A 22,817-nucleotide genomic window follows, 5' to 3' on the forward strand; every position below is an offset into this window, starting at 1 on the left:
ACGGCCGATGTTCGTGTGATCGCACGAACTCCGCTCGGCTACCGCGTTTCAGAATGAGTGACCGGCGCCACGCTCGCGCCGTTCTCCCTTCTCTTCCGAAGATCCCGCGGAGGCGCCATGACGGCAGTGGTCAATGAGGACACCTGGACAGCACGGCGGATCAACCGGACCGCGCTCATCACGATGGTGGTGATGGTGTTCGCGTGGGCGGTCGACTACATCGACCGGTTCTCGATCGGGATGGCGCTGCCGATGATCGGCGCCGAGTTCGAGCTCAGCAAGACCGAACAGGGCTGGCTCGTCACCGTGTTCGCGCTGGTGTACATGGTCTGCCAGATTCCGGCGGGCTTCCTCGCCGACCGGTACGGCTCGCGGGGGCCGATGCTGGTCACGCTGCTGCTCTGGTCGGCGTTCACCGCGATGACCGGGATGGCGGGCACCTTCGGCATGCTGCTCGTCGTCCGCGGCCTTTTCGGTGTGTGCCAAGGACTTTTCCCGGCGGCCTCGTTCAAGGCGATCGCCGAACGGACCACCCCCGGCAATCGCGCGACGGTGACCGGCGTGATGCTGTCCGCGGGCGGCATCGGCGCCGGCCTGGCGCCGCTGATCGTCGGCCCGCTGCTGATGGCGGTCGGCTGGCGGCACACGTTCTTCTGGATGGCCGGGATCGGCGCGCTCATCGGGGTGGCCGTCTGGACGATCCTGCCCAAGGCACTGCCCGAAAGGCTGAGCAGCCTTCCGCGCGACGTGGTGAAAACCCCTGAGGTATCCCGCAAACAGGTGCTGAAATCCCCGGTGATCTGGAAGTTCACCCTGCTGTTCTGCGTCACCAACATGCTCAACTACGGGATGATCACCTGGGTGCCCAGCTATCTGCTGGAGTCCAGGGGGCTGTCGTTGAGCCAGACCGGGATTCTGGCCGCGATCCCGATGCTGGTCAGCATCGGCACGACCATTCTCGGCGGCTGGCTGTTCGACCGGTACTTCCACGATCACGGCCGCTGGTACCTCGGCTCGATCGCGCTGGTGACCGTGGTGCTGCTGACGTTGATGGTGAACGCGGACAGCACGGCGGAGTTCACGCTCTACGAGACGCTCGCCCTCGCTGTCTTCGGCATGGCGACGATGGCGGTCTTCGGCCTTCCGCTGCGGGTACTCCCCACCGCGGTCACCGGGATCGGTATGGGAGTGATGAACTTCGGCGGCCAGGTGGCGGGTGCCGTCGCCCCGGTGGCGATGGGGTGGCTCGCCGACACCTTCTCTTACACCGCCGCGTTCGGTTTCCTGATCGGCACCACCTTCCTCACCGCCGTGATGGCGTTCTGGGTGCCGCAGAACCCGGCGCAGTTCTCTTTCGCACCGGCGGAATCCGGCACCTGCTCGTGAGTGGTAAGGACGGTTCTAACCGTCCTTACCACTCACGAGCCTCAAGCAGACAGGAGTCCCATGCGCACAGCGTCCGAAGTCATCGAAACGATCACCGAACGAGCGAAGGAGGCCGGCGTCCGGGTCCGGTTGCACGCGGCCGAAATCGACGGCACCCGGCGGATCGGCGTCGACGAGCACGCTCCCGTCGTCACGGCGTCGGTCTTCAAGGTCCCGATCGCGCTGGAACTGGCGAAGCAGGGCGCCGAGGGCGACCTCGACCTCGCCGAGCGGGTCACCGTCCCACCTGGACACCCGACGCCCAGCCCGTACGGCCTCGCCACCTTCCGGCACGAGATCTCGATGTCCTGGTACGACCTCGCGATCCTGATGATCGGGATCAGCGACAACGTCGCCACTGACCTGATCCTCGACCGCGTCGGGCAGGAATCGACGGAGAAAACCTTGCGTGGCCTCGGTTTCGAGCACACCACCGTGTCACAGGACTGCGGGGAGGTGCTCTGCAGTATCGGCGAGGACCTCGGGATCTCCTACGAGGACGACGAAAGGCTGCTGACCGAACTCCCGATGGAGCGGATCGCCGCGTTGCGCGCGCTCCAGCCCGAGCACACTTGTGCCACGACGGCCGAAGAGATCACCCGGTTGCTCGGGATGATCTGGCGTGACGAGGCCGCGTCGCCGTCCGCGTGCGCGGACGTCCGGCGCTGGATGGACCTCCAGGTGTGGCCGCACCGGCTGCGGTCCGGGTTCCCGGACGACGGAATCCGCGTCAGCGGGAAGACCGGGACACTTCCGTCGGTGCGCAACGAGGTCGGCGTCGTCGAATATCCGGATGGCGGCCGTTACGCGGTGGGGGTTTTCACCGACGCCGTCGACGCGCGGTCACGCGTGCCGGAGCGGGACGCGTTCATCGGGTTCGCCGCGGCGCGGGCCGTCGAATGGCTCAGGCTCTGCGCCGCGCGAGATGGCGAATGATCAGCAGCACGATGCATACGACCGCGACGGCGCCGGCGATCATGCGGAGGGTCCAGTCCACTCCTGCGAACTGGCCGATCGCGTTGGTGGCCGCGCTGACGAGGAGGACGAGCCAGAGGGAAGCGGTGACCAGTGCGCCGCTGGACTTTTCGGTGTCGTTCATGAGAAAGACGCTACGGTCGGGGAGCGCGGGCGACCAGGGGAGTGGCCCCCGTCGCGAGGTGGTGCTGGCGCTACCTCCGCGACCGCACCGAGCGCAACGTCCTCATCGTCGTCGAAGATCTCGACGCGGTCATCGCCTTCTTCGTCGAACTCGGAATGGAGCTGGAGGGCAAGGGACCACTCGATTATCGGGCTCGAAGACGTCCGCCAGGATGTCGCCATGCTGCGGATCCCGGACGGTCCCGGACGGATCGAGCCGGCGAAGTTCCACCGGCCGAAGGCCATCAGCCCCGAACCGAAGGAAGCGCCGTCGAACACGCTGGGCATCCGCCGTGTCATGTTCGCGGTCGACGACATCGAAGACGTCATCGCCCGTTTGCGTGCCCACGGCGCGGAACTCGTGGGTGGGCTGGAGCGGTACGAGAACAGCTATCTGCTCTGCTACGTCCGCGGTCCCGAGGGCATCGTCGTCGGACTGGCGGAAGAGCTCGGAGGCTCGTAGCTTAAGTTGATCTTGGGTGAGGTTGACAGGTGGGGTGAAGGCTCCCTTCGCTGCGTCTGATGTGACGAAGGGGCGTCTTCGGCCCTGGTGGTGGGTCGGGTTGGTCGTGAGTGGCGTTTCGGCTTATTGAGGGGATGGGCAAACGTGGCGTGATCGACTCCCTGTCACGCGGGCCGTCTTCGCCGGCTTCGTGATGAGATCGCCGCCCTGGGCAACAGGGTTCCGGACTGACTTGCCGGCCGACTCCGGCGTGAAGTGTCCTCCTGGGACGCTTCACGCCGATTGTGCGCCCGATTGATGTCATGATGTCCGCTTCTTGCCGGGGTCGTGAGCGGCAAAGACGGTTAGAACGATCATTGCCACTCACGACCCCCGTGCAAAGCACCCAAATCGGGCACGCGGGGGTGTCTTTGTGTCCCTTGTGGACAGTGGGGTCGCGATCAGCCCGGCAGGCCGGGCCTCCAGCACGCAGCACGCCACATTTGCCCATCCCCTCAATAACCCGAAACGCCATTCACGACCCCCTCGTGAAATCGCCCCTCCGGGCATCACTCAGGCATTGAGTCAGCGAGAAGTGTCCTTGGGGGACACTCAGGGGCCGCAGTCGGCTCCTGTCGGCCAGGGCAGCCGAGCGCGTGACCTGCGGCAATCCTCACCGCTTACGATCAAGGCCCCCATCCAAGATCAACTTAAGCTACGTGGCATTGGGTTCTGACCGTCCTTACCACTCACGAGAACCTCAGCCCTTGCCGCCCAGGTAGGCCAGCACCGCCAGGACTCGCCGGTGCCCGCTGTCCTCCGGCAACCCGAGTTTCGCGAAGATGTTCCGGATGTGCTTGTGCACCGCGCCGTCGCTCACCACGAGCAGTTCGGCGATGGTCGTGTTGTTGTAGCCCTCCGCCATCAGCCCGAGCACCTCGCGCTCCCGCGCGGTCAGCCCGTCGAGCGGGTCGGTCGCCCGGCGGTGCGCCATCAGCTGGGTGATGACCTCGGGGTCCATGGCCGTCCCGCCCTTGACGACCCGGTCCAGCGCGTCGAGGAACTTCTCGACCTTCCCGACCCGCTCCTTGAGCAGATATCCGACGGCGCCCTTGCCGTCGGCTAGGAGTTCCGCCGCGTAGCCGGTTTCGACGTGCGCGGACAGCACGAGCACGGGCAGTCCGGGATACATCTTCCGCGCTTTGACGGCGGCGCGGAGCCCTTCGTCCGTGTGGGTCGGCGGCAGCCGGACGTCGGTGATGACCGCGTCGGGCCGGTCCTTGGTGACCAGTTCGAGGAACTCGTCCACGTCGTCCACCGCCGCGGCGACGTCGATGCCCGAGGTGTTCAGCAGCATCACCAGGCCTTCGCGCAGCAGCGCGTCGTCCTCGACGATCACGACCCGCATGGCAACTCCACTTTCAGTACGGTCGGCCCACCGGCGGGGCTGGACAGTTTCAAGGTCCCGTCGAACGCCTCTGCCCGTTTGCGGATCCCGGACAGACCGCTGCCCGCTGCTTCGTCGGCGCCGCCGTGGCCGTCGTCGCGGATCTCGATGAGCAGGGTGTCTGCGGTACCGTCGAGGGTGATCCAGGCGTGTTCGGCACCGGAATGTTTGGTGATGTTGGCCAGCGTCTCGGCGACCACGAAGTAGGCGGCCGCTTCGACGGCTGCGGGACGGCGGCTGCTGCTGCGCACGTCCACGGTGCACGGGACCGGGCAGCGATCGGCCAGCGCGGTGACGGCGCCGTCGAGGCCGCGGTCGGTCAGCAACGGCGGGTGGATGCTGCGCACGACGGTCCGGAGTTCGGCCAGCGCGCCGGTCGCGGTGTCCTGCGCCTTGCCGAGCAACTCCCGGGCGCGTCGCGGATCCTTGTCGAAAAGCGAATCGGCGATCCCCAGCTGCAGGACCACCGCGGCGATCCTCGCCTGCGTCCCGTCGTGCAGGTCCCGTTCGAGACGACGGAGTTCGGCGCCGTGCGCCTCCAGCGCGGCGGCACGCGACGCGGCCAGTTCGACGACGCGGTCGGTCAGCACGACTCCGGCCGCCGGCGCGAGCAGCCTGCGCGCGACGGTGGCCTGCCATCGGGCCACACGGGGGAACAGGAAGATCAGCGCGACCATGCCGACCCCGGTGATCGCGCTGAGTGCCGCCAGGGGCCACGACGTGACCACGAACCCGAGCGAGCTTTCCACCCCGCCGGGCACCGTCGGCCAGATGAACGCGGTGACGATCTGCCGGAGCCCGCCGAGCGGCAGGGCGATGGCGAAGATGCCGATGACGAAACCGCTGGCGCCGTGGAAGACGAGCCAGCCGAGGTCCCGTCGTGACGCCGGGTCGGTCACCGGGTTCCCGGACCGGTACGGCTCGGGGATCGGCTCGCCCAGCAGGCGGGCGGCCCGCCGTCGTTCGAAGTCGACCGGACGGCGGATCAGCCGGAGCGCGACGGGCAACGCCGGGATCCCGACGCCGAACGGGCACATCAGCAGCACGAACAGCATGCCGACGAGGACGAACCAGGCGACCATCGAGGAGGCCGCGCCGACCGCCAGGTACCGGATCGCGGACCAACAGGACCGGAGCCGGGTGATCACCCGGACAGTCTCCCATCCCGCCGCTCGCGGCTCTCAGCCCGTGGCGTGTGAAATCCTTTGCGATACTCGGGGCATGATCTTGATCGTCCTCAAAGCACGGATCCGTCCCGAGAAACGAACCGAGTGGCTGGCGGGTATCGACCGGTACACGCGGCAGGTGCGTGACGAACCCGGCAACATCTCGTTCGACTACTACCAGAACGCCGGTGACGAGAACGAATTCGTCCTCGTCGAGGTGTTCGCCGACAGCGCCGCCGGTGACGCGCACGTCGCGACCCAGCACGCCCAGGACTTCTTCCCGTTCATGTCGACCGTTGTCGCGGAGAAGCCCCGGATCAACTACCAGAACCTCGACGGCGACGCCTGGTCGGAGATGGCCGAGGTCACGCCGGTCGACTAGCCGCCTCCGTGGCGGTGCGGTCGATGATGGCGGCCAGCGTCGCCGCGGCTTCTTCGGGCACCCAGTGGCTGACGCCGGTCAGGATTTCGAGCCGATAGCCGGCGTCGACGTACTGGCCGGCGAGTTCGGCACTGCGCCGGGACAGGGCCGTGTCGCCGTCGCTCCATACGTGCGTGGTCGGCACGGTGACGCGGGCACGCAGGGCCGCCGGGTGGTGCAGCGGCATCGCGCGGTACCAGTTCAGTCCGCCGGTGAGGGCTCCGCCGAGCACGATGTCCCTCCGGACCTGGTCGATCTGCGCCGGTGTCATCCCGGTGCCCGCCAGCGTGCGTTCCAGCACGCGTGGCCGGCGCCGGATGGCGAATTCGGGCAGCCAGGGGATTTGGAACAGGAACATGTAGTACGAACGGATGAGCTGGTCGCTGGTGAGCATCGCTCGGAGGAACGCCCCGGGATGGGGGACCGACACGGTGGTCAGCGACCTGACCAGATCCGGCCACCGGGCCGCCGTCGACCAGGCGGCAACGGCGCCCCAGTCGTGTCCGGTCAGGTGCACCGGCCCGGCTCCGACGGCGTCGATGAGCGCGAGCGTGTCGGCCACGAGACGGCTCGACCGGTAAGCGAAGCGGCCGCGTGGGCGCGCGCGGGGTGAGTAGCCGCGCTGGTCGGGCACGATCGTGCGGTATCCCCGCTGGTGGAGCAGGGTGGCGGTCTCCGTCCAGGAGGCGCCGGTCTGCGGGAAGCCGTGCAGCAGGACGACGACCGGGCCGTCGAGCGGTCCGGTGTCGCGTACGTCGAAGGTGAGTCCGTCGTGGTCGAAGGAGTCGATACGGCGGGGCGTGGTCATGGGCGGATCTCCCATTCTTCGGTGGTCTGGCGGGGCCGCTCGGCTATATGTTACCTTGAGTAACAGTGAATCGCGGTAACAGGTAGCCGCACACTCTGTCGACGTCGTCAGGGAGGTCCGTATGACCAGCACCGATGTGCCACGCACCGCGGCAACGGCCGGGGCAGGCCGCCACGAGACCGCGCAGCGGCTCCTCGATTCGTCCGCGATGCTGTCCTACGACCCCGCCACCGAGGTGGACTGGGAGACGCCGCTGGACAAGGACTTCCACGGCGCCAGCCCGGAGTGGAGCACTCTCTACGGCACGAGCTACTGGGCCGAGATGAGCACGGAGCAGCAGAAGGAGCTCACGCGCCAGGAAGCCGCTTCGGTCGCGAGCACCGGCATCTGGTTCGAGATGATCCTGCAGCAGATGGTGCTCCGCGACTTCTACGCCAAGGACCCGACCGACCCGGCGTTCCAGTGGGCGCTCACCGAGATCGCCGACGAATGCCGTCACTCGATCATGTTCGCCCGCGGCGCGGAGAAGCTCGGCGCGCCGCCGTACCGTCCGCGCAAGCTCGCCGTCGAACTCGGCCGGATCTTCAAGGCGACGGCCACCGGCGAAGCGGCGTACGCGGCCATTCTCGTCGCCGAAGAGGTCCTCGACGTGATGCAGCGCGACTGGATGCGCGACGAGCGCGTGGTCCCGTTCGTGCGCACCATCAACAACATCCATGTGGTCGAAGAGTCCCGCCACATGAAGTTCGCCCGTGAGGAGACGCGGGAGCAGCTGGAGGGCGCGGGTTTCGTGCGCCGCCGGATCAACGCGCTGGTCATCGCCATCGCGTCGTACTTCATCGTCAGCAGCATGATCAACCGCGACGTCTACAAGAACGCGGGGCTCGACACCAAGCGCGCCTTGCGCGAGGCGAAGGCCAATGAGCACCACAAGGCGATGATGCGGTCGAGCTGTGCCGGCCTGATGGAGTTCCTCGGCTCCTGCGGTCTGCTCACCCGCCCCGCGCTGGTGTTCTACAAGCGGGCGAACCTGATCTGACATGGCCTTCGCGATCACCCAGACCTGCTGCAACGACGCCACCTGCGTGTCGGTCTGCCCGGTCAACTGCATCCACCCGACGCCGGACGAGCCCGACTTCGGCACCACCGAGATGCTCTACGTCGATCCGGCCTCGTGCATCGACTGCGGGGCCTGCGCGGACGCCTGCCCGGTGGACGCGATCTTCCCGGCGGATCTGCTGACCGGATCGCTGAAGGTCTACGCGGGAATCAACGCGGCCTTCTACGCCGACCGTGAGGCCGTCCCCTCGGCGGATCCCGCGCCGAACTTCCACCAGTGGGCCCCGCCGACGTTCGACCGGGCCATCCCCAGCGATTTCGCGCCACCCGACATCGCCGTCGTCGGCACCGGCCCGGCCGGTATGTACGCCGTGGAGGACCTGCTCCTCCACACGAACGCGCGGGTCACCCTGATCGACCGGCTGCCGGTCGCGGGCGGGCTCGTCCGTTACGGCGTTGCTCCGGACCATCCCGCCACGAAGCGGATCGGCGACACGTTCTCGCGCCTTCACGAGCACCCGCGGCTGCGGATGCGCCTGGGCACCGAGGTCGGCCCCGATGTGTCCGTGGACGAGCTGGCCGAGCGCCACGACGCGGTCGTCTACGCGGTCGGTGCCTCTTCCGCGCGCGGTCTCGGCCTCGATGGCGAGGAACTGCCCGGCAGCATCGCCGCGACCACCGTCGTCGCCTGGTACAACGGTCATCCGGACGTGCCGGCGAACGCGGTGGACCTGTCCGCGGAACGGGTCGTGCTGGTCGGCACCGGCAACGTCGCGCTCGACGTCGCCCGGATCCTGACCGCCGACCCCGACGACCTCGCCGGGACCACGATCGCCCCGCACGCGCTGGAACGCTTGCGTACCAGCAAGATCCGGGAAGTCGTGCTGCTCGCCCGGCGCGGGCCCGAGGACGCGGCCTACACCTCGCCGGAGCTGCTCGCGCTGGCGGGGCGCGCCGAGGTGCCGCTCGTCGTCGACGACGCGGACCCGCGCATCACGGCCGCGATCGACGCCGGCAACGGCAAAGCGGCGCTGCTGCGTGAACTCGGCCGCGAGACCGTCGACTGGACGGCGCCGCCGACCTCGGACGGACGCCGGATCGTCCTGCGCTTCCACTCAGCGCCCTCCGCGATCATCGGCGACACGCAGGTGCGGGGCCTTCGCGTCACGGGCCGGGACGAGCCGGTCGAAATCGCGGCAGGTCAGGTCGTGCGCGCTGTCGGCTATCGAGGTGTGCCGGTGCCGGGTCTTCCGTTCGACGACGCCCGCGGCACGATCCCGAACACCGCCGGCCGCGTCGACGGACTCAGCGGCGCCTACGTGGTCGGCTGGATCAAACGCGGCCCCTCGGGCGGAATCGGCGCGAACCGTACTTGTGCGCGGGAGACCGTGGCGACGCTGCTGGAGGACATCACGTCCGGCAGGCTGCCGGTACGGGCGCGGCGGTCGCCGGTGGCCGCGCTGGCGGCGCGGTTCCGGCGGCGCTGACCCCAGGCTACGAGGCCGACACCCGCCGGTTCAGCAAGACCGGCAGTACGCGATGTCCGTTGGAAATGAACGAGTCGAGGTGCCGCATCGCGTCGGGGGTGGTCGCGAGGGTCATGTCCGGGAAGCGTGCGAACAAGGCCGGAAGGGCGATCGCGGCCTCCAACCGGGCCAGTGGAGCGCCAATGCAGTAATGCGCGCCGTAGCCGAACGCGACATGCGCTTTGTCGGCGCGGGTGACGTCGAACGCGTCGGCGTCGTGCCCGTGCACCGCCGGGTCGCGTCCGGCGGCCGCGTAACCCGCCAGAATCGCGTCGCCTTTCCGAATGACGACGTCGGCGACGGAGATGTCCTCGACGGCGTAGCGCAACGGCAGGTTGGCCACGGGTGCTTGCCAGCGCAGCGTTTCCTCGATCGCGTCGGCCCACGAGACCCTGCCGTCGCGGAGCATGGCGAGTTGGCCGGGATGGGTCAGCAGGGCGGTGATGGTCTGGTCGAGGAGATTGACGGTGGTTTCGTGGCCCGCCGAAATGAACAGGATCAGGGTGTCGAGGAGTTCCGTTTCGTCCAGCCGGGCGCCGTCGTCCTGGGTGTGCGCGGCGAGGAGGGCGGTGGTGAGGTCCTCGCCGGGGTTCGTCCGCTTCTCGGCGACGAGTTCGGTGAAGATCGAGTGGATGTCCTGGTAGGCGGCCAGCATGGCCTCCTGGCTCGCCGAGGTCCGGAAGAAGACGTCGACGGAGTGGCGCAGTCCGGCGCGCGCGGAGTCCGGTACGCCGAAGAGGTGGCAGATGACTTCGATGGGCACCGGATAGGCGAAATTCTCCCGCAGGTCAACAGGTTCGCCCTCGGGCAGGGCTTCGAGTCCGGTCAGGAGGCCGTCGACGATCCGGGTGATCCAGGGTTCCAGCGTCGCGATCCGGCGTGCCGTGAAAGCCTGCGTCACGAGCGAGCGCAGCCTTTTGTGGTCGGCGCCGTACGCGGTGAACATGTTCCGCACCGAGACCCACACCAGCAACGGCCAGTCCGCGCTGACGTCGGCCAGCGCGGGCCAGTGCTGACGCGCGTCTTTGGACACGCGCGGGTCGCTGAGCAGGTCGCGCAGTAGTTCGTAACCCGTGACCGACCACGCCACCACACCGCCGGGTAACTCCACCCGGGTGATCGGGCCACGCTCGCGCAAGCGCTCGTTCTCGGCGTGGATGTCGTGGCCGTGCGGGTCCAGTACCAGGGGACGCGTCACCGGGGATCACCCTTTCTCGGCGGAGCGGACCGGATCCAGCGTGCCAGCGGAGCGGTCGCCCGGCTATTCGCCATTCGGGGCTGGCGACGACGAGCAGGATGGCCGCTCCGGCGAGCCGCGCCGGGCCGAGTGACTGACCGAGCAGGAGCCAGGCGAGCGTGGCTGCGACGACCGGCTCCACGAGAGACAGCACGCTCGCCGGCGCCGAAGGCAGCGTGCGCGATGCCCACAGCCCGGCCAGATAGGGCAGGGCGGTGCCTGCCACGGCCAGCGTCAGCAGGGCCGGCCACACCGGGATCCGGAGGCCGCCGAGGACCGCGGAAGACCCGAGCAGACCGTAACCCGCGAGCGGCCACAGGTCGGCGCGACGGAACCGCGGCGCCCGTGGCCGCGGCACCGCGGCCGGGGACCAGCCCGCCTCCATCACCGCCTTGGCCAGCGGGCCGGAACTCGCGAACAGCACCCACGAGAGGAGGAGGCTCAGCCCGGTCGCCATGCGTGCAGTGTCCCCTTAGGACCGCCCGCCCGCCCGGACACTGGTTTCGCTCAGTACAGCTCGATGACGAGTCGGTCGGTGAGCGCTCGTGAGACGCAGAGCGCCATCTGGCCTTCGCGATCGGCGGCGGTCAGGCAGTTGTCCCGATGGTCCGGGGTTCCCTCCAGCACGCCGGACACGCACGAGCCGCAAATGCCTTCCTCGCAGGATTTGAAGACCTCGACGCCGTTGTCCTCGAGGACCGCCAGGATGGATTTCCCGGCCGGTACCTCGAACTCCTCGCCGGTGTCGAGTTCGACGGTGAGCGGGCGGTCGGCCGACGTGTCCACCTCGGCGGCTTCGAAATGCTCGACGTGCACGTGGTCCGCGCCGACGACCGGGCCGAGCACGTCGCCGACCTGCCGCATGAAGCCGTCCGGGCCACAGGTGTAGACGTGGGCCGACGGCGTCAGGTCCTCGGCGATCGTCCGCAGGACGGCGGGCTGTTCGGCACGGGGCACGCCGAAACGCGGCCGCACCCGGTCGGCGAACTCCACCCGTTCTTCCAGCAGCTGCACGAACGCCGCGGTTTCGCGGGAGCGGGCGAAATAGTGCAGCTCGAATTCGCTGCCCCGGCTGTGGAGCTCGTAGGCCATCGACAGCAGCGGAGTGATACCGATACCGCCTGCCACGAGGACGTGCCGGTCGGCGTCCTCGGCGACCTTCAGCAGATTGCGCGGCTCGCTGATCTTCAGGTGATCGCCGACCGAAACCTCATGCATCGCCGCGGATCCGCCCCGCGAATTCGGCTCCCGTTTGACGGCGATCAGGATCGAACGCGGGTCGCCCGGGGCGCCGCACAGCGAATACTGCCGCAGCATCCCCGTCGGGCCGATCACGTCGACGTGCGCCCCCGCCCGGTACCGGACCCGCAGTGGCTCGGCGTCCTGCCGGACCAGCCGCAGGGTACGGATTTCCGGCGTCTCTTCGGTGATTTCGACGACGCGGAAGAGGACGTTCGTCATCTGGGTGCCTCCTGGTCAGCGCATGAACAGGCCGCCGTTCGCGTCCCAGCAGGCGCCGGTGACGGAGGCGGCTTCGGGGGAGGCGAGCAACGCCACCATTTCGGCGATGAACGTCATGCTGCCCAGCCGCCCCACCGGGATCCCGGCCTTCAGCCGTTCGAGGTTCTCTTCGCCGACGATCCGGTGGACCATGGGGCTGTCCTGCGGTCCGGGGGAGACCGCGTTGACGGTGACGCCCCTGGCGGCGAGCTCGCGGGCGAACACCTTGGTCGCCGACAGGATCGCGCCCTTGGAGGACGCGTAGTGCCCGCCGGTCGCGGTGCCGCCGTTCTGCCCCGCGAGGGAGGCCATGTTGACGATCCGGCCGTACCCGGCTTCGGCCATGTGCGCGCCGAACAGCTGGCAGGCGTGGAAGGTGCCGTTGAAGTTCACCGCCATCACCTCGTCGAGCTCCTGCGGCGTGATCTCCAGCAACGGCCGGGCCTGCGTGCGGGCGGCGTTGTTCACCAGTACCTGGACCCCGCCGAAGTCCCCGAGCACCGACGCGAGCAGCTGATCGATGTCGGGACGGCTGGCGACGTCGACGCGATAGCTCTGGGCGTGCGCCCCGCTCCGGTCCAGTTCGGTCGCGAGGCGTTTCGCGGCCGCTTCGTCGAGGTCGGCGATCGCCACCCGATGGCCGCCGTTGTGCAGGCGTCGCGCGATCCGCTCGCCGAGCCCGGTCGCCCCGCCGGTGATCACGGCGACCGGCGCGGTGCCGCTCACAGCAGGAATCCAGCGGCGGGAACGGCTTCGTCGGCGTCGACCAGCCGGACGACCTTGCGGGCGAAGCGATCCGCGTCGCCACCGGCGCCGAGGCGGACGACGTAGTCGACGTCCGCGGCCCAGAGGTCGTGACGGCCGCGTTTGTACGCCACGACGATCTGGGCGGCCTTGAGCGTGACCGACCGGTCGTCGACGTCCGTGGGGATGAAGCGAGAGACGGTCCGCACGGTGATCGCCGAGTCCACCGCGGCGATCGCGTAGCCCTCGGTCATCCGCCGCACGCGCGACCCGCGCATCCGGGCGTCGTCGTGGACCATGTTGAGGACGTCGTCGAAGTCCTCGGCGTCGCGCTCGATCGGGATGATGTACATCCCGTCTTCGGCGTAAAGCCGTTGCCAGGCCTCGTATTCCTTGGCGTCCAGCAGCGCGGCCTCGCGCCAGGCCAGCTCGATCGCGCGGACCACCCGCGGATCGGTGAGGGTCTCAGTCATCGCTCATCATCCGCTTCCATTGGGCGTACGCCGCCCGCATTCCGGTCTCGTCGGTGACGTGGCTGGTCGGCCAGCCCTCGGCGGAGGGCTTCTCGCGACCCAGACCGCGGTTGACCATGATCGGCAGCTCGGGTGCGCCCTGGGCACCGCGCTGCACCCGGTCCCAGCCCTCGGAGTCGTCCGGAGTGCCGAACCCGAACGGACCTTGGAAATGCTCGTGGGCGCGCAGCCGCTCCCGGTTGACGGGCCCGACGATCTCGGCCGGGCCGTCGCTGCCGAGGGCGACGTGTTCGATGACGGTCTCGTCGACACTGATCGGCCGCAGCACCCGGAAGAACGAGATCGACATCGACACGTTCGGGAACAGGTTGAGGTTGAACCCCGTGCCGTGCACGGCACGGACGAGCCTCCGGATCTCGGCTTCGTCCGCTCCGGCGGCTTCGAGCTGGGCGACCAGGCCGTCGAACCGCGGCTGGAGCGGCTCGCTGCCGTCGTCGGCGTCGAGATCGGAGTGTTCGGGGACCATCTGCATCACCGAGTTGCCGTTGCCGAGGTCGTGGGTGAGCGCGGTCGGATCGGTCATGAACGACATCATCTCGGCGGTTTCGGCGTCGACCGAGGCCATCCACGAGCGGTGCACGATGGGGAAGTGGTACCCGTCGGTGGTGTTCTCCAGCTGGATCTTCCAGTTGCCGCGGTAGGTGAACCGATGGGTGCCGAGCACCTTCACCGGATAGCCGCCACCCTGCGCCATGAAGCGGTCGATCCACGGTTTGACGTCGCCGAGGAAGTCGGCCAACGGCTCGGCGTCGGCGTTCAAGGTCGCGAAGATCATCCCGCCGTAGGACTCGGTACGCAGGGTCTTCAGCCCGAGATCGGCCTTGTCCATGACGCCCTCGTACCCGTCGGGGTACGGGATGCCGCGCAGTTTGCCGTCCAGGCCGTAGGACCAGGCATGGTATGGACAGGTGAATCCGTTGGCGTGACCGGTCTTCTTCTCGCAGAGTGACGCGCCCCGGTGGCGGCAGCGGTTCACGAGCGTGCGGATCTCGCCCTTGCGGTCCTTGGTCACGATGACCGGATGCCGTCCGACGTGGGTCGATTTGAAGCTGCCCGCCTTGGGCAGCTCCGATTCGTGCGCGACCCAGATCCAGGCCCGCTCGAAGATCTTCGTCATCTCCTGGTCGAAGATCGCCGGGTCGGTGTACATCCGGCCGGCGACCCGGTCGCCGAGGACGAGGTCCGCGGGCGGCAGGTCGTACACGGTGGCGGCGGTGAATGCTGTGCTTTCGATGGCCATCGCGATCAGCCCCGGTATTCGCGCGGAGTGAGAGCGCGGCCGATGCGCGCTTCGATCTTGGCGTACTTCCACAGCTTCCACGGACTGTCGCCGACCGGTGTGGTGCGCAGGAAGTCGCACGCCTTCTTGACGGTCTCCTGTGTGTCGACGTCGCAGAGCAGGTAACAGGTCCACGGCCAGCCGTCGGACGGGCCGACCATATGCGAGTCGTCGTCGATGTCGCCGATGAAGTCCACGCCGGGCAGGCCCTTGACGCCGTCCATCAGCGCGACGAAGGCGGTCCACACGTCGCTGGCGGCGACGCCGCCTTCGGGCAGGTCGAAGAAGTTCTGGTTGATACCGATGCAGAACAGCACGCGCAGCGGGGTATCGCTCATGGTGGTGGTCCAACTCCTCGTCAGCGGTCGGTGGTGGGTCACTGGAAGCCGGGAACGGTGGGCGGATGGCCCATCAGCACGGCACCCGCGGCGTCGTACATGGCCGGCCCCAGGAAGGCGTGCTGCTGGGGGACGAGGGCGTCGCCGAGCAGCCATTGCAGCGGGTGGTCGTTGGCGATGGCGCCGGTCCCGGACAGGCCGATGACCCGGTTGACGGTCTCGGCGGCGGTCTTCGCGAGATGGGTCGAGGCCAGCCGGAGATGGGCGTTCTGGTGCGGCGCCACGGGATCGCCGTCCAGCACGGTCTGCCACGCTTCGTCGGTGACCTCGTAGAAGTACGCCCGCGCCGAACGCATCGTCGCCTCGGCTTCGGCCAGGCCCGTCCGGTAGTAGGCGCGGTCGGCGAGTTTCGGCGCGCCCGTGACGCCCGAACGGCCACTGCCGACCTCGGTCGCGAAGTCGAGCGCCGCGCGGGCGATACCCGCGCCGACGACCGCCAGGACCTGGGAGGCGTAGGCGAGGGTGGGGTAGCGGTACAGCGGCTCGTCGATGGTGGGTTCACCGCCGCGGATGAACGTCCATTCGCGCGGGACCTCGACCTTGTCGACGACCAGGTCGAAGGAACCGGTGCCCTTCATCCCGACGACGTCCCACTCCTGGATGATCTCGACCTGCTCGGGCCGCAGCAGCGCGGTGCGCGGCTTTCCGGCGGTCGTGTCGTCTCCGGGGATCCCGACGCCCAGGACGTCGGCGCCCATGCAGCCGCTCGCGAACTTCCAGCGACCGTCGACCAGGAAGCCGGAGGCGGTGGGTTCGGCCCGCTGCACAGGGAAGAGGCCGCCGGCGAAGCACACATCCGGACCGTCGGCGTACAGCTCGGCCTGCGTCTCGACGGGCAGCGCCGCGAGATAGACCAGCGCGGAACCGAAACTGGCCACCCAGCCGGTGGATCCGTCGACGACGGAGATCCGCTCCACGATCCGGAGGAATTCGGCCGGGGGCAGGGGCCTGCCGCCGAACCGTTCGGGGGTCGCGGAACGGTAGACGCCTGCTGCCTTGAGCCGGTCGACGAAGTCGCGGGAGACGTACCTCTGGTCCCGGAACTCCTGACGGCGCTCGAGGAGGTCGGCCAGGACATCGTCGAGTGTCACGGCCGGGCTCTCCTGGATCTGGGCCATCGGGCGCTCCTCGCGTCGTAGGGAAGATGTCTCCGACGCTAGGGATCACCGCCGCGCGTGGCCATTGGTCATTGCCTGCCGTCGGCGAGGGATTCCCACGCAGAGGGGTAGGGGAAATCCTTACCGGGCCGCCCGGCGGCGAACTCCTATGCTGAGGCGGTGCAGGTCGATCCGATCGCGCCCGAGCTGGCCACCGGCGACTTCGTGGCGATGATGAACGCCTCGAAGGTGTGCGTGCTCGTCCACGACGCGGCGACCAAGAACATCCTGTGGGCCAATCCCGCCGCGTGCGAGATGCTCGAGTTCAGCCTTTCGGAGCTGCGCCCGCTCAAGGCCAACCACATGAGCAGCTCCGCCCAGCAGTACGACCGGGTGATCGGACGGGCGTGGCTCCAGGCGGCGGTGGAACACGGTTCGAGCCGCATCGTGTGGCACTACCGGAGCAAGTCCGGCCGCGTCATCCCCACGGACGCGGTGGCCATCCGGGTCGAGCTGGAGCGGGGACCCGCGGTGATGGTCCAGTTCCGCGACATCCAGCGCGCGGAGGAGGTCGAACGGGAGCTGAAGCTGACGACGTCGTACGTCGACGCGCTGGCGCGGCACACCTCGACCGTGGCGTTCATGCTCGACGCCGCCGGAGCGGTGCGGTTCGCCACGGACAGCGCGCTGACCTTCCTCGGCCTGACCGGCGACGACGACCGGCTGGCCGGTGAGCCGCTGACCGCGTACGCGCGGCTGTACCTGGGCGGCAGGCCGGTGCGCTGGACCGAGGTGGTGGCCGGCGCCGATCCGGTCGGGCCGGTGCAGCTGGAGTTGCCGGGGGAGAACGCGACCTGGCTGGAAGGGAGCCTGGAACGGCTGTCGGAGTCCGAGGTCGACGCGTATCTGATGATCCTGCACGACGTCTCCGAGCGGGTGCGCGGCGAAGCGCGGCGAGAACTGGAACTGCGGCACGAGAACTACCTGGCGCGCTACAACGCCATGGGGGACATGGCGATGGCGATCGCGCACGAACTCGGCCAGCCGCTGGCCGCCGCCGCGAACTTCATCGCGGGCATCCGGGCGCGTGCCGCCACGATGGCGGACGGTGGTGAGGTCCGTGAGCAGATGGGCTACGGCCTGGACAGCGTCGCCCGCCAGATCGACCGGGCGAAGGAGATCGTCGGTTCACTGCGCTCCTTCGTCGGGCATCTGGAACAGGTCGAGCAGGTGGTCGACCTGAACGAGATCGTCCGGGAGTGCCTGTACTTCATCGAGCTGAGCGCCGCGCCGCACGCCGTGGACGTCCAGGTCCGGCTCGATCCGTCGCCGGTGCCGGTGCGGTGCGAACGGGTCCTCACCGGGCAGGTGGTGATGAACCTCTGCCTCAACGCGATCGACGAGACCACCGAATGCGAACCCGTGCAGCGGCGGATCACGGTGGGCACCCGCGCCAAGGAGGGCGTCGGCGTCCTCACCGTCGACGATCACGGCCGCGGTATCGCCAGGGACCCCTTCGCCGAGTCGTTCACCAGCAAACCCGGCGGCAGCGGTATCGGGCTGGCGCTGAGCCACCGCATCATCACCCGGCAGCACGGAAGCATCTGGGCCGAGCGGCGCGAAGGCGGGGGCTCCCGGTTCGGGTTCGCCCTGCCTCTGGACACGTAAGGGAAATCCTCAGGCGGCGCGGTGGAACTCGGGATATCGCCGGTTTCGGCAACGGCTCTAGCGTCGAGGTATGCCCGATGAGCTGACCACGACCCAGCGACGGTTCCGCGCGGCGATGGCGAACCTTTCGACGGCTGTCAACATCGTCACCACCGACGGCGTCAGCGGCCGCGCCGGCATCACGGTGAGCGCGGTCTGCTCGGTCACCGACACGCCGCCGACCCTGCTGGTCTGCGTCAACCAGTCGAGCTACACGCACGACATCTTCCGGACGAACGGGCGGATGGCCATCAACGTCCTGGCGCCCCAGCACAAGGACCTCGCCCTGCAGTTCGCCGGTGCGACGGACGTGCCGATGCTCGACCGGTTCCGGTTCGAGGTCTGGGATCACGACCGGTTCCGCATCCCCGTCGTCCGCGACGCGGCCGCCGTCCTCATCGGCGGGGTCGGCGCCGAGTTCACCCAGGGCACGCACACCGTGCTCTTCGTCGAGGTCGAGGACGTCTTCGTCAACGAGGACGCCGGGGGTCTCGCCTACTTCCGGCGCGAATTCCACCGGATCGCGCCGACCGGCGCGAACGCGTGAGGAGCCGGATGAGCGAGCGCACCATTTTGATGTGTTACAACGACAACCACGGATACGGCTGGCGCCATGTGGACCTGTTCGTGCACGACGCCGAGGGCCGTGAGCTGGACTGGGTCCACTGGCAGGTCCCTGCCGACGGTCCCGACGCCGCCGACGAGGTGACCGCGCGGGTCGAGCCCCTGCTGAGGCGTACTTCGGAGTGGCGGCACGGGGTGAGCGCCGGCGGGGTCGACTATTGGGAAGCGGATGCCGCGTGGGAGGAGCAGTGAGGCTCGCGCGCCCGTGGCCGCTGCGGGAACTCGCCCGGGATCTGCGGCAGGGACGAACCACTCCGGAAGCGGCGTCGAAGCGGGCATTGGCCCGGATCGCCGAGACGGAAGCGGATCTGCACGCCTGGGTCGAACGGACGGCCTTCCTTCCGGGCGTGGGTGGGCCGCTCGGCGGCGTGCCGCTCGGGGTCAAGGACATCATCGATCTGGCGGGCGTGCCCACCCGCTGCGGTTCGGCGTTGCGCGCGGCGGCCGCTCCGGCGACCTCGGACGCGGCGATCGTGACCGCGTGGCGCGCGGCCGGCGCCGTGCCGCTCGGGAAAACGGTCACCACCGAGTTCGCGTTCTTCGCTCCCGGCCCGACCCGCAATCCCGCGGCTCCCGGTCGTACCCCGGGCGGCTCGTCGAGCGGATCGGCCGCCGCAGTCGCGTCCGGGCAGGTTCCGCTGGCGCTGGGCTCGCAGACCGCCGGATCGGTCACTCGTCCGGCGTCGTACTGCGGGGTCGCGTCGCTGGTCATGAGCCATGGCCGGTATCCGGTCACCGGGGTGACGGGGCTGAGCCCCAGCCTGGACAGCCACGGCGTCTTCGCGGCCACGGTCTCCGACCTCGCGATCGCCTGGTCCGCGCTGACCGGCGACGCAGATCCCGCCCGGGAGTCGAGGCCGCCGCGGATCCTGGTGTGGTCCGCGGACGCGCTCGACGTCGTCGAATCGCCGATGCGGCACGCCGTGACACAAGCGGCGCGGCGCCTGCGGGAGGCAGGGGCGACCGTCGAGCCGTTCCGGGACGAACGGCTGATGGCCGACCTCACCGATGCGCATCCGGTGGTGATGGCCTACGAGGCGGCCCGTGAAAGGGCCCCCGAGCTCGCCGTGGCCGAGCGGTTGAGCGCTCCCTTGGCGCAGCTGCTCCGGACCGGCGCCGCGACTTCGTCCGACGAGTACGAAAGCGCCCGCGCGACCATCGCCGACGGTGTGGTCCGGCTCGCGGAGGTGTTCGGCTCCTACGACGTCGTGCTCGGCCCGGCCGCGCCCGGCGCGGCGCCGCGCGGACTGGAGGTGACGGGAAATCCCGTGCTGAGCCGGGGCTGGCAGGCGCTCGGCCTGCCCGTGATCACTCTGCCAGGGTTCACCGACCCGGCGGGTCTGCCGCTCGGCCTTCAGCTCGTCGGGCGTCGCGGCGGGGAAGCCGAACTGCTCGGGCACGCCTGCTGGGCGGAGCGGGTGCTCGCCGGGGATTCATGGTAAGGAGCTCTCCATGGTCACCACCGATTCCGCATCCGGCGGCGAGACGTCGCCGGTGGTCTACATCGTCGACGACGACGAGGCCATCCGCCAATCCCTGGTGTTCCTGCTGGAGAGCGTCGGCATCCAGGCGCTCGTCTACCCGGACGGGCCGACGTTCCTGGAGGAGTTCGACCCCGACGAGCCGAGCGTGCTGATCATCGATGTCCGGATGCCGGGGCTCAGCGGTCTGCAGCTGCAGGAGAAGCTCGTCGCGCGCGAATTCCCTGCGCCGGTGATCTTCTGCTCCGCGCACGGTGACATCCCGATGTCGGTACGGGCGCTCCGGCTGGGCGCCGTCGACTTCCTCGAGAAACCGTACGAACCGCAGCGGATGCTGGAGGTCGTCCAGGCGCAGCTGGTGGTCGCGGCGGAACGGTTCTCGGCGGCCGCCTGCCGCAAAGCCGTCGCCGAGCGGATCGCGACCCTGACCCCGCGCGAGCGGGAGGTGCTCCGGCTGGTGATCGACGGCCTGCCCAGCCAGCTGATCGCGCGCCGGCTGGGCACCAGCGTGAAGACCGTCGATGTGCACCGGGCCCGGATCAAGGCCAAGACCGAGTCGGACAGCCTCGGCACTCTGGTGCGGGACGTCCTGCAGCACCAGGTCACCGTGTAGGTGCAGGTGGTCTCGTGAGTGGTAAGGACGGTTCTAACCGTCCTTACCACTCACGAGGGACCTGGGCCAGCCTTAACGTGCCGTTGCCGGCGTTCTGGTGTCCGTGAAGGCCTCCTTCCCTACCTTGAGCGTAGGCAAGGAGGCCTTCACGGACCCGCGACCGACCGGCAGCCACCTCCGGTAGGTACGCAAGACACCGTTGGCTCTAACCGTCCTAACCACTCACGAGGTCCCTCTCACTGTCCGGTGCCCGGCGCCATCAGGACCGACGCCGCCGGGAAGTCCGACGCGAAACCGCCGGGCAGCGGGGCGATGAAGACGTTCTCGGTCCGCGTGCGGGTGATGAGCCAGTGGCCGTCTCGGCGCCGGAACGCGTTGTTGAGCCTGCTGGATCGCAGCAGGCCGGTGCCGTCGGCGTACAGCCACGGCTGGACATGGATCCATTGCCCCTCGGCCCGGTCGCTGTCGACGTGGATCTGCTCCGACGTCAGGTAGTGGGCGTTGAGGACCAGCGCCGGATCCCGCTTCTCGCCCCAGAACCGTTCGAAATGCGCCCGGATCCGGTCCTTGCCCACCGCGCGCCCGAACTGCCCGTCGTAGTGCTCGCCGACGCCCTCCCAGACGGCGTCCTCGGCGTACAGCTCGAGGATCAGCTCGATGCGGTGGTCGTCGCCGGTGACGCCGTACTCCGGGCACGGGGTGTCGCAGAGGAACATGTAGCGGGCCTGGATGCGGCGGATCTCGGCCTCGGCCTCCAGTACCTCGACGCGGTGACGCAGTTCGGCGAGTTCGTCGTTCATCGGTGGGTCCTCGCTGGCGCGGTTTCGGGAAGGGCCAGCAGGCAGACGACGGTCAGCGCCATCCCGCCCGCGAGGTAATGGCCGACCGACGTCGAGGAGCCGGTCCATTCGATGAGCCGGTTCGCCATCGATGGCGCGAGGCCACCGCCGAGCACCGCGCCGAGCTGGTAGGCCAGCCCGGCGCCGGACTGCCGTTGCTCGGGTGTGAACAGCTCGGTCAGGTAGGTGATCAGCGGGCCGAACAGGAACCCGGTGAGGGCGAAACCGAAGGCGATGGCGAGCGCCCATGCGGTCAGCGTGCCGATCTCCGCGATCGGGAACAGCAGGAACATGTAGGCCAGGACCGCGACGGCCGAGGCGAGCATCACCGGTTTGCGGCCCAGTTTGTCGGAGAGCCGTGCGCCGATCACGACCGTGACCGCGTGGAGCGCGAGGCCGGGCAACGTGCACCACAGCACGTCCTGGATGTCCAGGCCGAGGCCCTTCGGCGCCGGACCGGCGGCATAGGAGAGCATGAATCCGGCCAGGACGAACATGACACCGTTGAGACCGGTGTTCGCGCCTGCCGCGAGCAGCAGCTTGCCCCAGTTGTCCCGGATGACGTTCCAGATCGGCAGTTTGACGATCTTCTTGTCCAGTTTGCTGGCCGCGAGCTCGTGGAACACAGGCGATTCCTCGAGGGCACGCCGCGCCCAGACACCGATGGCCAGGACGACCGCGCCCGCGATGAACGGGATACGCCAGCCCCAGCTGGTGATGACCCCTTGCGGCAAGGAGAAGATCAGCACGAACGCGAGGTTCGCCAGCAGCGCACCCAGCGGCGACCCGAGTGCGACGAACGCGCCGAACGCCGCCCGCCGCGACGGCGGCGCGTGCTCCACGGCGAGTACCGACGCCCCGCCCAGTTCGCCGCCGCGCGAGAAGCCGTGCACCAGGCGCAACAGGACGAGCAGCAACGGCGCGGCCACACCGATCGTGGCGTAGCCGGGCAGCAGTCCCATCAGGACGGTGGCCGCGCCCATGAGGTAGAAGGTGATGAGCATGGCGCGGCGGCGGCCGTAGCGGTCGCCCACCCAGCCCATCACGATCGCGCCGAGCGGCGCGACGACGTAGCCGATCGTGTAGGTCGCCAGGCTCATGAACGAGGCGAACCAGGGATCGGTGTCGCCGGAGAAGAACACCTTGGGGAAGACCAGCGCGGAGGCGACCGTGTAGATCGAGAAGTCGAAGAACTCCAGCGATGTTCCGGCGCCCGCGCCGATCGCGAGCCTGCGGGTCTGGGCCGAGGTGGTCTTGGATGGAGCGGTGGATGCTGTCATGCGCTCTTCCTTGAACGGTGACGGGACGGTCGACGTTGCGCCCCTCCCCGGCAA

The 22,817-nt window shown here is 68.9% G+C and carries 23 protein-coding genes and 2 pseudogenes; 11 read left to right on the forward strand and 14 right to left on the reverse strand.

Going from position 1 to position 22,817, the window contains the following annotated elements:
• The first annotated feature begins 117 nt into the window (after window positions 1–117).
• Window positions 118–1,386 carry an MFS transporter gene (locus tag AC069I_RS39870; RefSeq protein WP_478267689.1) on the forward strand — a complete coding sequence of 423 codons (1,269 nt, stop codon included), beginning with the start codon at window positions 118–120 and terminating at the stop codon, window positions 1,384–1,386.
• Window positions 1,387–1,446: 60 nt separating this feature from the next.
• The gene (locus AC069I_RS39875; protein ID WP_478267690.1) at window positions 1,447–2,361 is read left to right on the forward strand and encodes a serine hydrolase; all 915 of its coding nucleotides are present in this window, start codon (window positions 1,447–1,449) and stop codon (window positions 2,359–2,361) included.
• Here the strand turns inward: AC069I_RS39875 and AC069I_RS39880 are convergent.
• Entirely contained in the window at window positions 2,330–2,524 is a 195-nt protein-coding gene (locus AC069I_RS39880; RefSeq protein WP_478226130.1) for a hypothetical protein, read from the reverse strand. The genes AC069I_RS39875 and AC069I_RS39880 overlap by 32 nt on opposite strands.
• Before the next feature lie 104 nt (window positions 2,525–2,628).
• Between AC069I_RS39880 and AC069I_RS39885 the strand changes: the two are divergent.
• Window positions 2,629–3,025 (forward strand): annotated as a pseudogene (locus AC069I_RS39885) (VOC family protein).
• 739 nt (window positions 3,026–3,764) lie between these two features.
• Here AC069I_RS39885 and AC069I_RS39890 read toward each other — a convergent pair.
• Together AC069I_RS39890 and AC069I_RS39895 are read right to left on the reverse strand one after the other, a co-directional pair.
• A complete protein-coding gene (locus tag AC069I_RS39890) occupies window positions 3,765–4,412 on the reverse strand; it encodes a response regulator (RefSeq protein ID WP_478226131.1) in 648 nt (215 codons plus the stop codon).
• Window positions 4,400–5,599, reverse strand: coding sequence for a sensor histidine kinase (locus AC069I_RS39895; protein WP_478226132.1), 1,200 nt, complete (start codon window positions 5,597–5,599; stop codon window positions 4,400–4,402). The genes AC069I_RS39890 and AC069I_RS39895 overlap by 13 nt, the downstream gene beginning before the upstream one ends.
• Window positions 5,600–5,672: 73 nt before the next feature.
• Here AC069I_RS39895 and AC069I_RS39900 point away from each other — a divergent pair, with 73 nt between their 5' ends.
• Entirely contained in the window at window positions 5,673–5,999 is a 327-nt protein-coding gene (locus AC069I_RS39900) for a putative quinol monooxygenase (protein ID WP_478226133.1), read from the forward strand.
• On the opposite strand, the gene AC069I_RS39905 is transcribed toward AC069I_RS39900, so the two are convergent.
• The gene (locus AC069I_RS39905) at window positions 5,983–6,846 is read right to left on the reverse strand and encodes an alpha/beta fold hydrolase (RefSeq protein WP_478267691.1); all 864 of its coding nucleotides are present in this window, start codon (window positions 6,844–6,846) and stop codon (window positions 5,983–5,985) included. The two genes, AC069I_RS39900 and AC069I_RS39905, sit on opposite strands and share 17 nt — an antisense overlap.
• 121 nt (window positions 6,847–6,967) lie before the next feature.
• Here AC069I_RS39905 and AC069I_RS39910 point away from each other — a divergent pair, with 121 nt between their 5' ends.
• Together AC069I_RS39910 and AC069I_RS39915 are read left to right on the forward strand one after the other, a co-directional pair.
• Complete coding sequence (locus AC069I_RS39910; RefSeq protein WP_125676900.1) at window positions 6,968–7,885, forward strand: AurF N-oxygenase family protein; 918 nt, start codon at window positions 6,968–6,970, stop codon at window positions 7,883–7,885.
• Window position 7,886: 1 nt separating this feature from the next.
• Entirely contained in the window at window positions 7,887–9,392 is a 1,506-nt protein-coding gene (locus AC069I_RS39915; protein ID WP_478267692.1) for an FAD-dependent oxidoreductase, read from the forward strand.
• A gap of 7 nt (window positions 9,393–9,399) precedes the next feature.
• On the opposite strand, the gene AC069I_RS39920 is transcribed toward AC069I_RS39915, so the two are convergent.
• The 8 genes and pseudogenes from AC069I_RS39920 to AC069I_RS39955 form a co-directional block, all read right to left on the reverse strand.
• Window positions 9,400–10,629: a cytochrome P450 family protein gene (locus AC069I_RS39920; RefSeq protein WP_478226137.1), complete on the reverse strand. Its 1,230-nt coding sequence runs from the start codon at window positions 10,627–10,629 to the stop codon at window positions 9,400–9,402.
• A 100-nt stretch (window positions 10,630–10,729) separates the two neighbouring features.
• Window positions 10,730–11,125, reverse strand: a pseudogene (locus AC069I_RS39925) (EamA family transporter); the annotation flags it as partial.
• A gap of 50 nt (window positions 11,126–11,175) precedes the next feature.
• Window positions 11,176–12,129 carry a PDR/VanB family oxidoreductase gene (locus AC069I_RS39930; RefSeq protein WP_478267693.1) on the reverse strand — a complete coding sequence of 318 codons (954 nt, stop codon included), beginning with the start codon at window positions 12,127–12,129 and terminating at the stop codon, window positions 11,176–11,178.
• A 15-nt stretch (window positions 12,130–12,144) separates the two neighbouring features.
• A complete protein-coding gene (locus tag AC069I_RS39935; RefSeq protein ID WP_478267694.1) occupies window positions 12,145–12,894 on the reverse strand; it encodes an SDR family NAD(P)-dependent oxidoreductase in 750 nt (249 codons plus the stop codon).
• The gene (locus AC069I_RS39940; protein ID WP_478226140.1) at window positions 12,891–13,385 is read right to left on the reverse strand and encodes an aromatic-ring-hydroxylating dioxygenase subunit beta; all 495 of its coding nucleotides are present in this window, start codon (window positions 13,383–13,385) and stop codon (window positions 12,891–12,893) included. The genes AC069I_RS39935 and AC069I_RS39940 overlap by 4 nt, the downstream gene beginning before the upstream one ends.
• A complete protein-coding gene (locus AC069I_RS39945; RefSeq protein ID WP_478267695.1) occupies window positions 13,378–14,685 on the reverse strand; it encodes an aromatic ring-hydroxylating oxygenase subunit alpha in 1,308 nt (435 codons plus the stop codon). Before AC069I_RS39945 ends, AC069I_RS39940 begins: the two co-directional genes overlap by 8 nt.
• A gap of 5 nt (window positions 14,686–14,690) precedes the next feature.
• Window positions 14,691–15,062, reverse strand: coding sequence for a hypothetical protein (locus tag AC069I_RS39950; RefSeq protein WP_478267696.1), 372 nt, complete (start codon window positions 15,060–15,062; stop codon window positions 14,691–14,693).
• Window positions 15,063–15,100: 38 nt separating this feature from the next.
• Window positions 15,101–16,240 (reverse strand): acyl-CoA dehydrogenase family protein, encoded by a 1,140-nt coding sequence (locus AC069I_RS39955; RefSeq protein WP_478267697.1) that lies wholly within the window; start codon window positions 16,238–16,240, stop codon window positions 15,101–15,103.
• Between the two features lie 159 nt (window positions 16,241–16,399).
• On the opposite strand from AC069I_RS39955, the gene AC069I_RS39960 reads away from it, so the two are divergent.
• From AC069I_RS39960 to AC069I_RS39980, 5 genes are all read left to right on the forward strand, one after another.
• Window positions 16,400–17,887 (forward strand): PAS domain-containing sensor histidine kinase, encoded by a 1,488-nt coding sequence (locus AC069I_RS39960; RefSeq protein ID WP_478226144.1) that lies wholly within the window; start codon window positions 16,400–16,402, stop codon window positions 17,885–17,887.
• Window positions 17,888–17,957: 70 nt separating this feature from the next.
• On the forward strand, window positions 17,958–18,473 hold the full coding sequence (locus AC069I_RS39965) for a flavin reductase (RefSeq protein WP_340681689.1): 516 nt from the start codon (window positions 17,958–17,960) through the stop codon (window positions 18,471–18,473).
• A gap of 8 nt (window positions 18,474–18,481) precedes the next feature.
• Entirely contained in the window at window positions 18,482–18,742 is a 261-nt protein-coding gene (locus AC069I_RS39970; RefSeq protein ID WP_478233606.1) for a hypothetical protein, read from the forward strand.
• Window positions 18,739–19,992 (forward strand): amidase, encoded by a 1,254-nt coding sequence (locus tag AC069I_RS39975; RefSeq protein WP_478267698.1) that lies wholly within the window; start codon window positions 18,739–18,741, stop codon window positions 19,990–19,992. Before AC069I_RS39970 ends, AC069I_RS39975 begins: the two co-directional genes overlap by 4 nt.
• A 10-nt stretch (window positions 19,993–20,002) precedes the next feature.
• On the forward strand, window positions 20,003–20,644 hold the full coding sequence (locus AC069I_RS39980) for a response regulator transcription factor (protein WP_478267699.1): 642 nt from the start codon (window positions 20,003–20,005) through the stop codon (window positions 20,642–20,644).
• A gap of 236 nt (window positions 20,645–20,880) precedes the next feature.
• On the opposite strand, the gene AC069I_RS39985 is transcribed toward AC069I_RS39980, so the two are convergent.
• Together AC069I_RS39985 and AC069I_RS39990 are read right to left on the reverse strand one after the other, a co-directional pair.
• Window positions 20,881–21,444: a nuclear transport factor 2 family protein gene (locus AC069I_RS39985; protein ID WP_478267700.1), complete on the reverse strand. Its 564-nt coding sequence runs from the start codon at window positions 21,442–21,444 to the stop codon at window positions 20,881–20,883.
• A complete protein-coding gene (locus AC069I_RS39990; protein ID WP_478267701.1) occupies window positions 21,441–22,763 on the reverse strand; it encodes an MFS transporter in 1,323 nt (440 codons plus the stop codon). The genes AC069I_RS39985 and AC069I_RS39990 overlap by 4 nt, the downstream gene beginning before the upstream one ends.
• Between the last annotated feature and the right edge of the window lie 54 nt (window positions 22,764–22,817).

Source organism: Amycolatopsis sp. NPDC043885 (assembly GCF_056435685.1).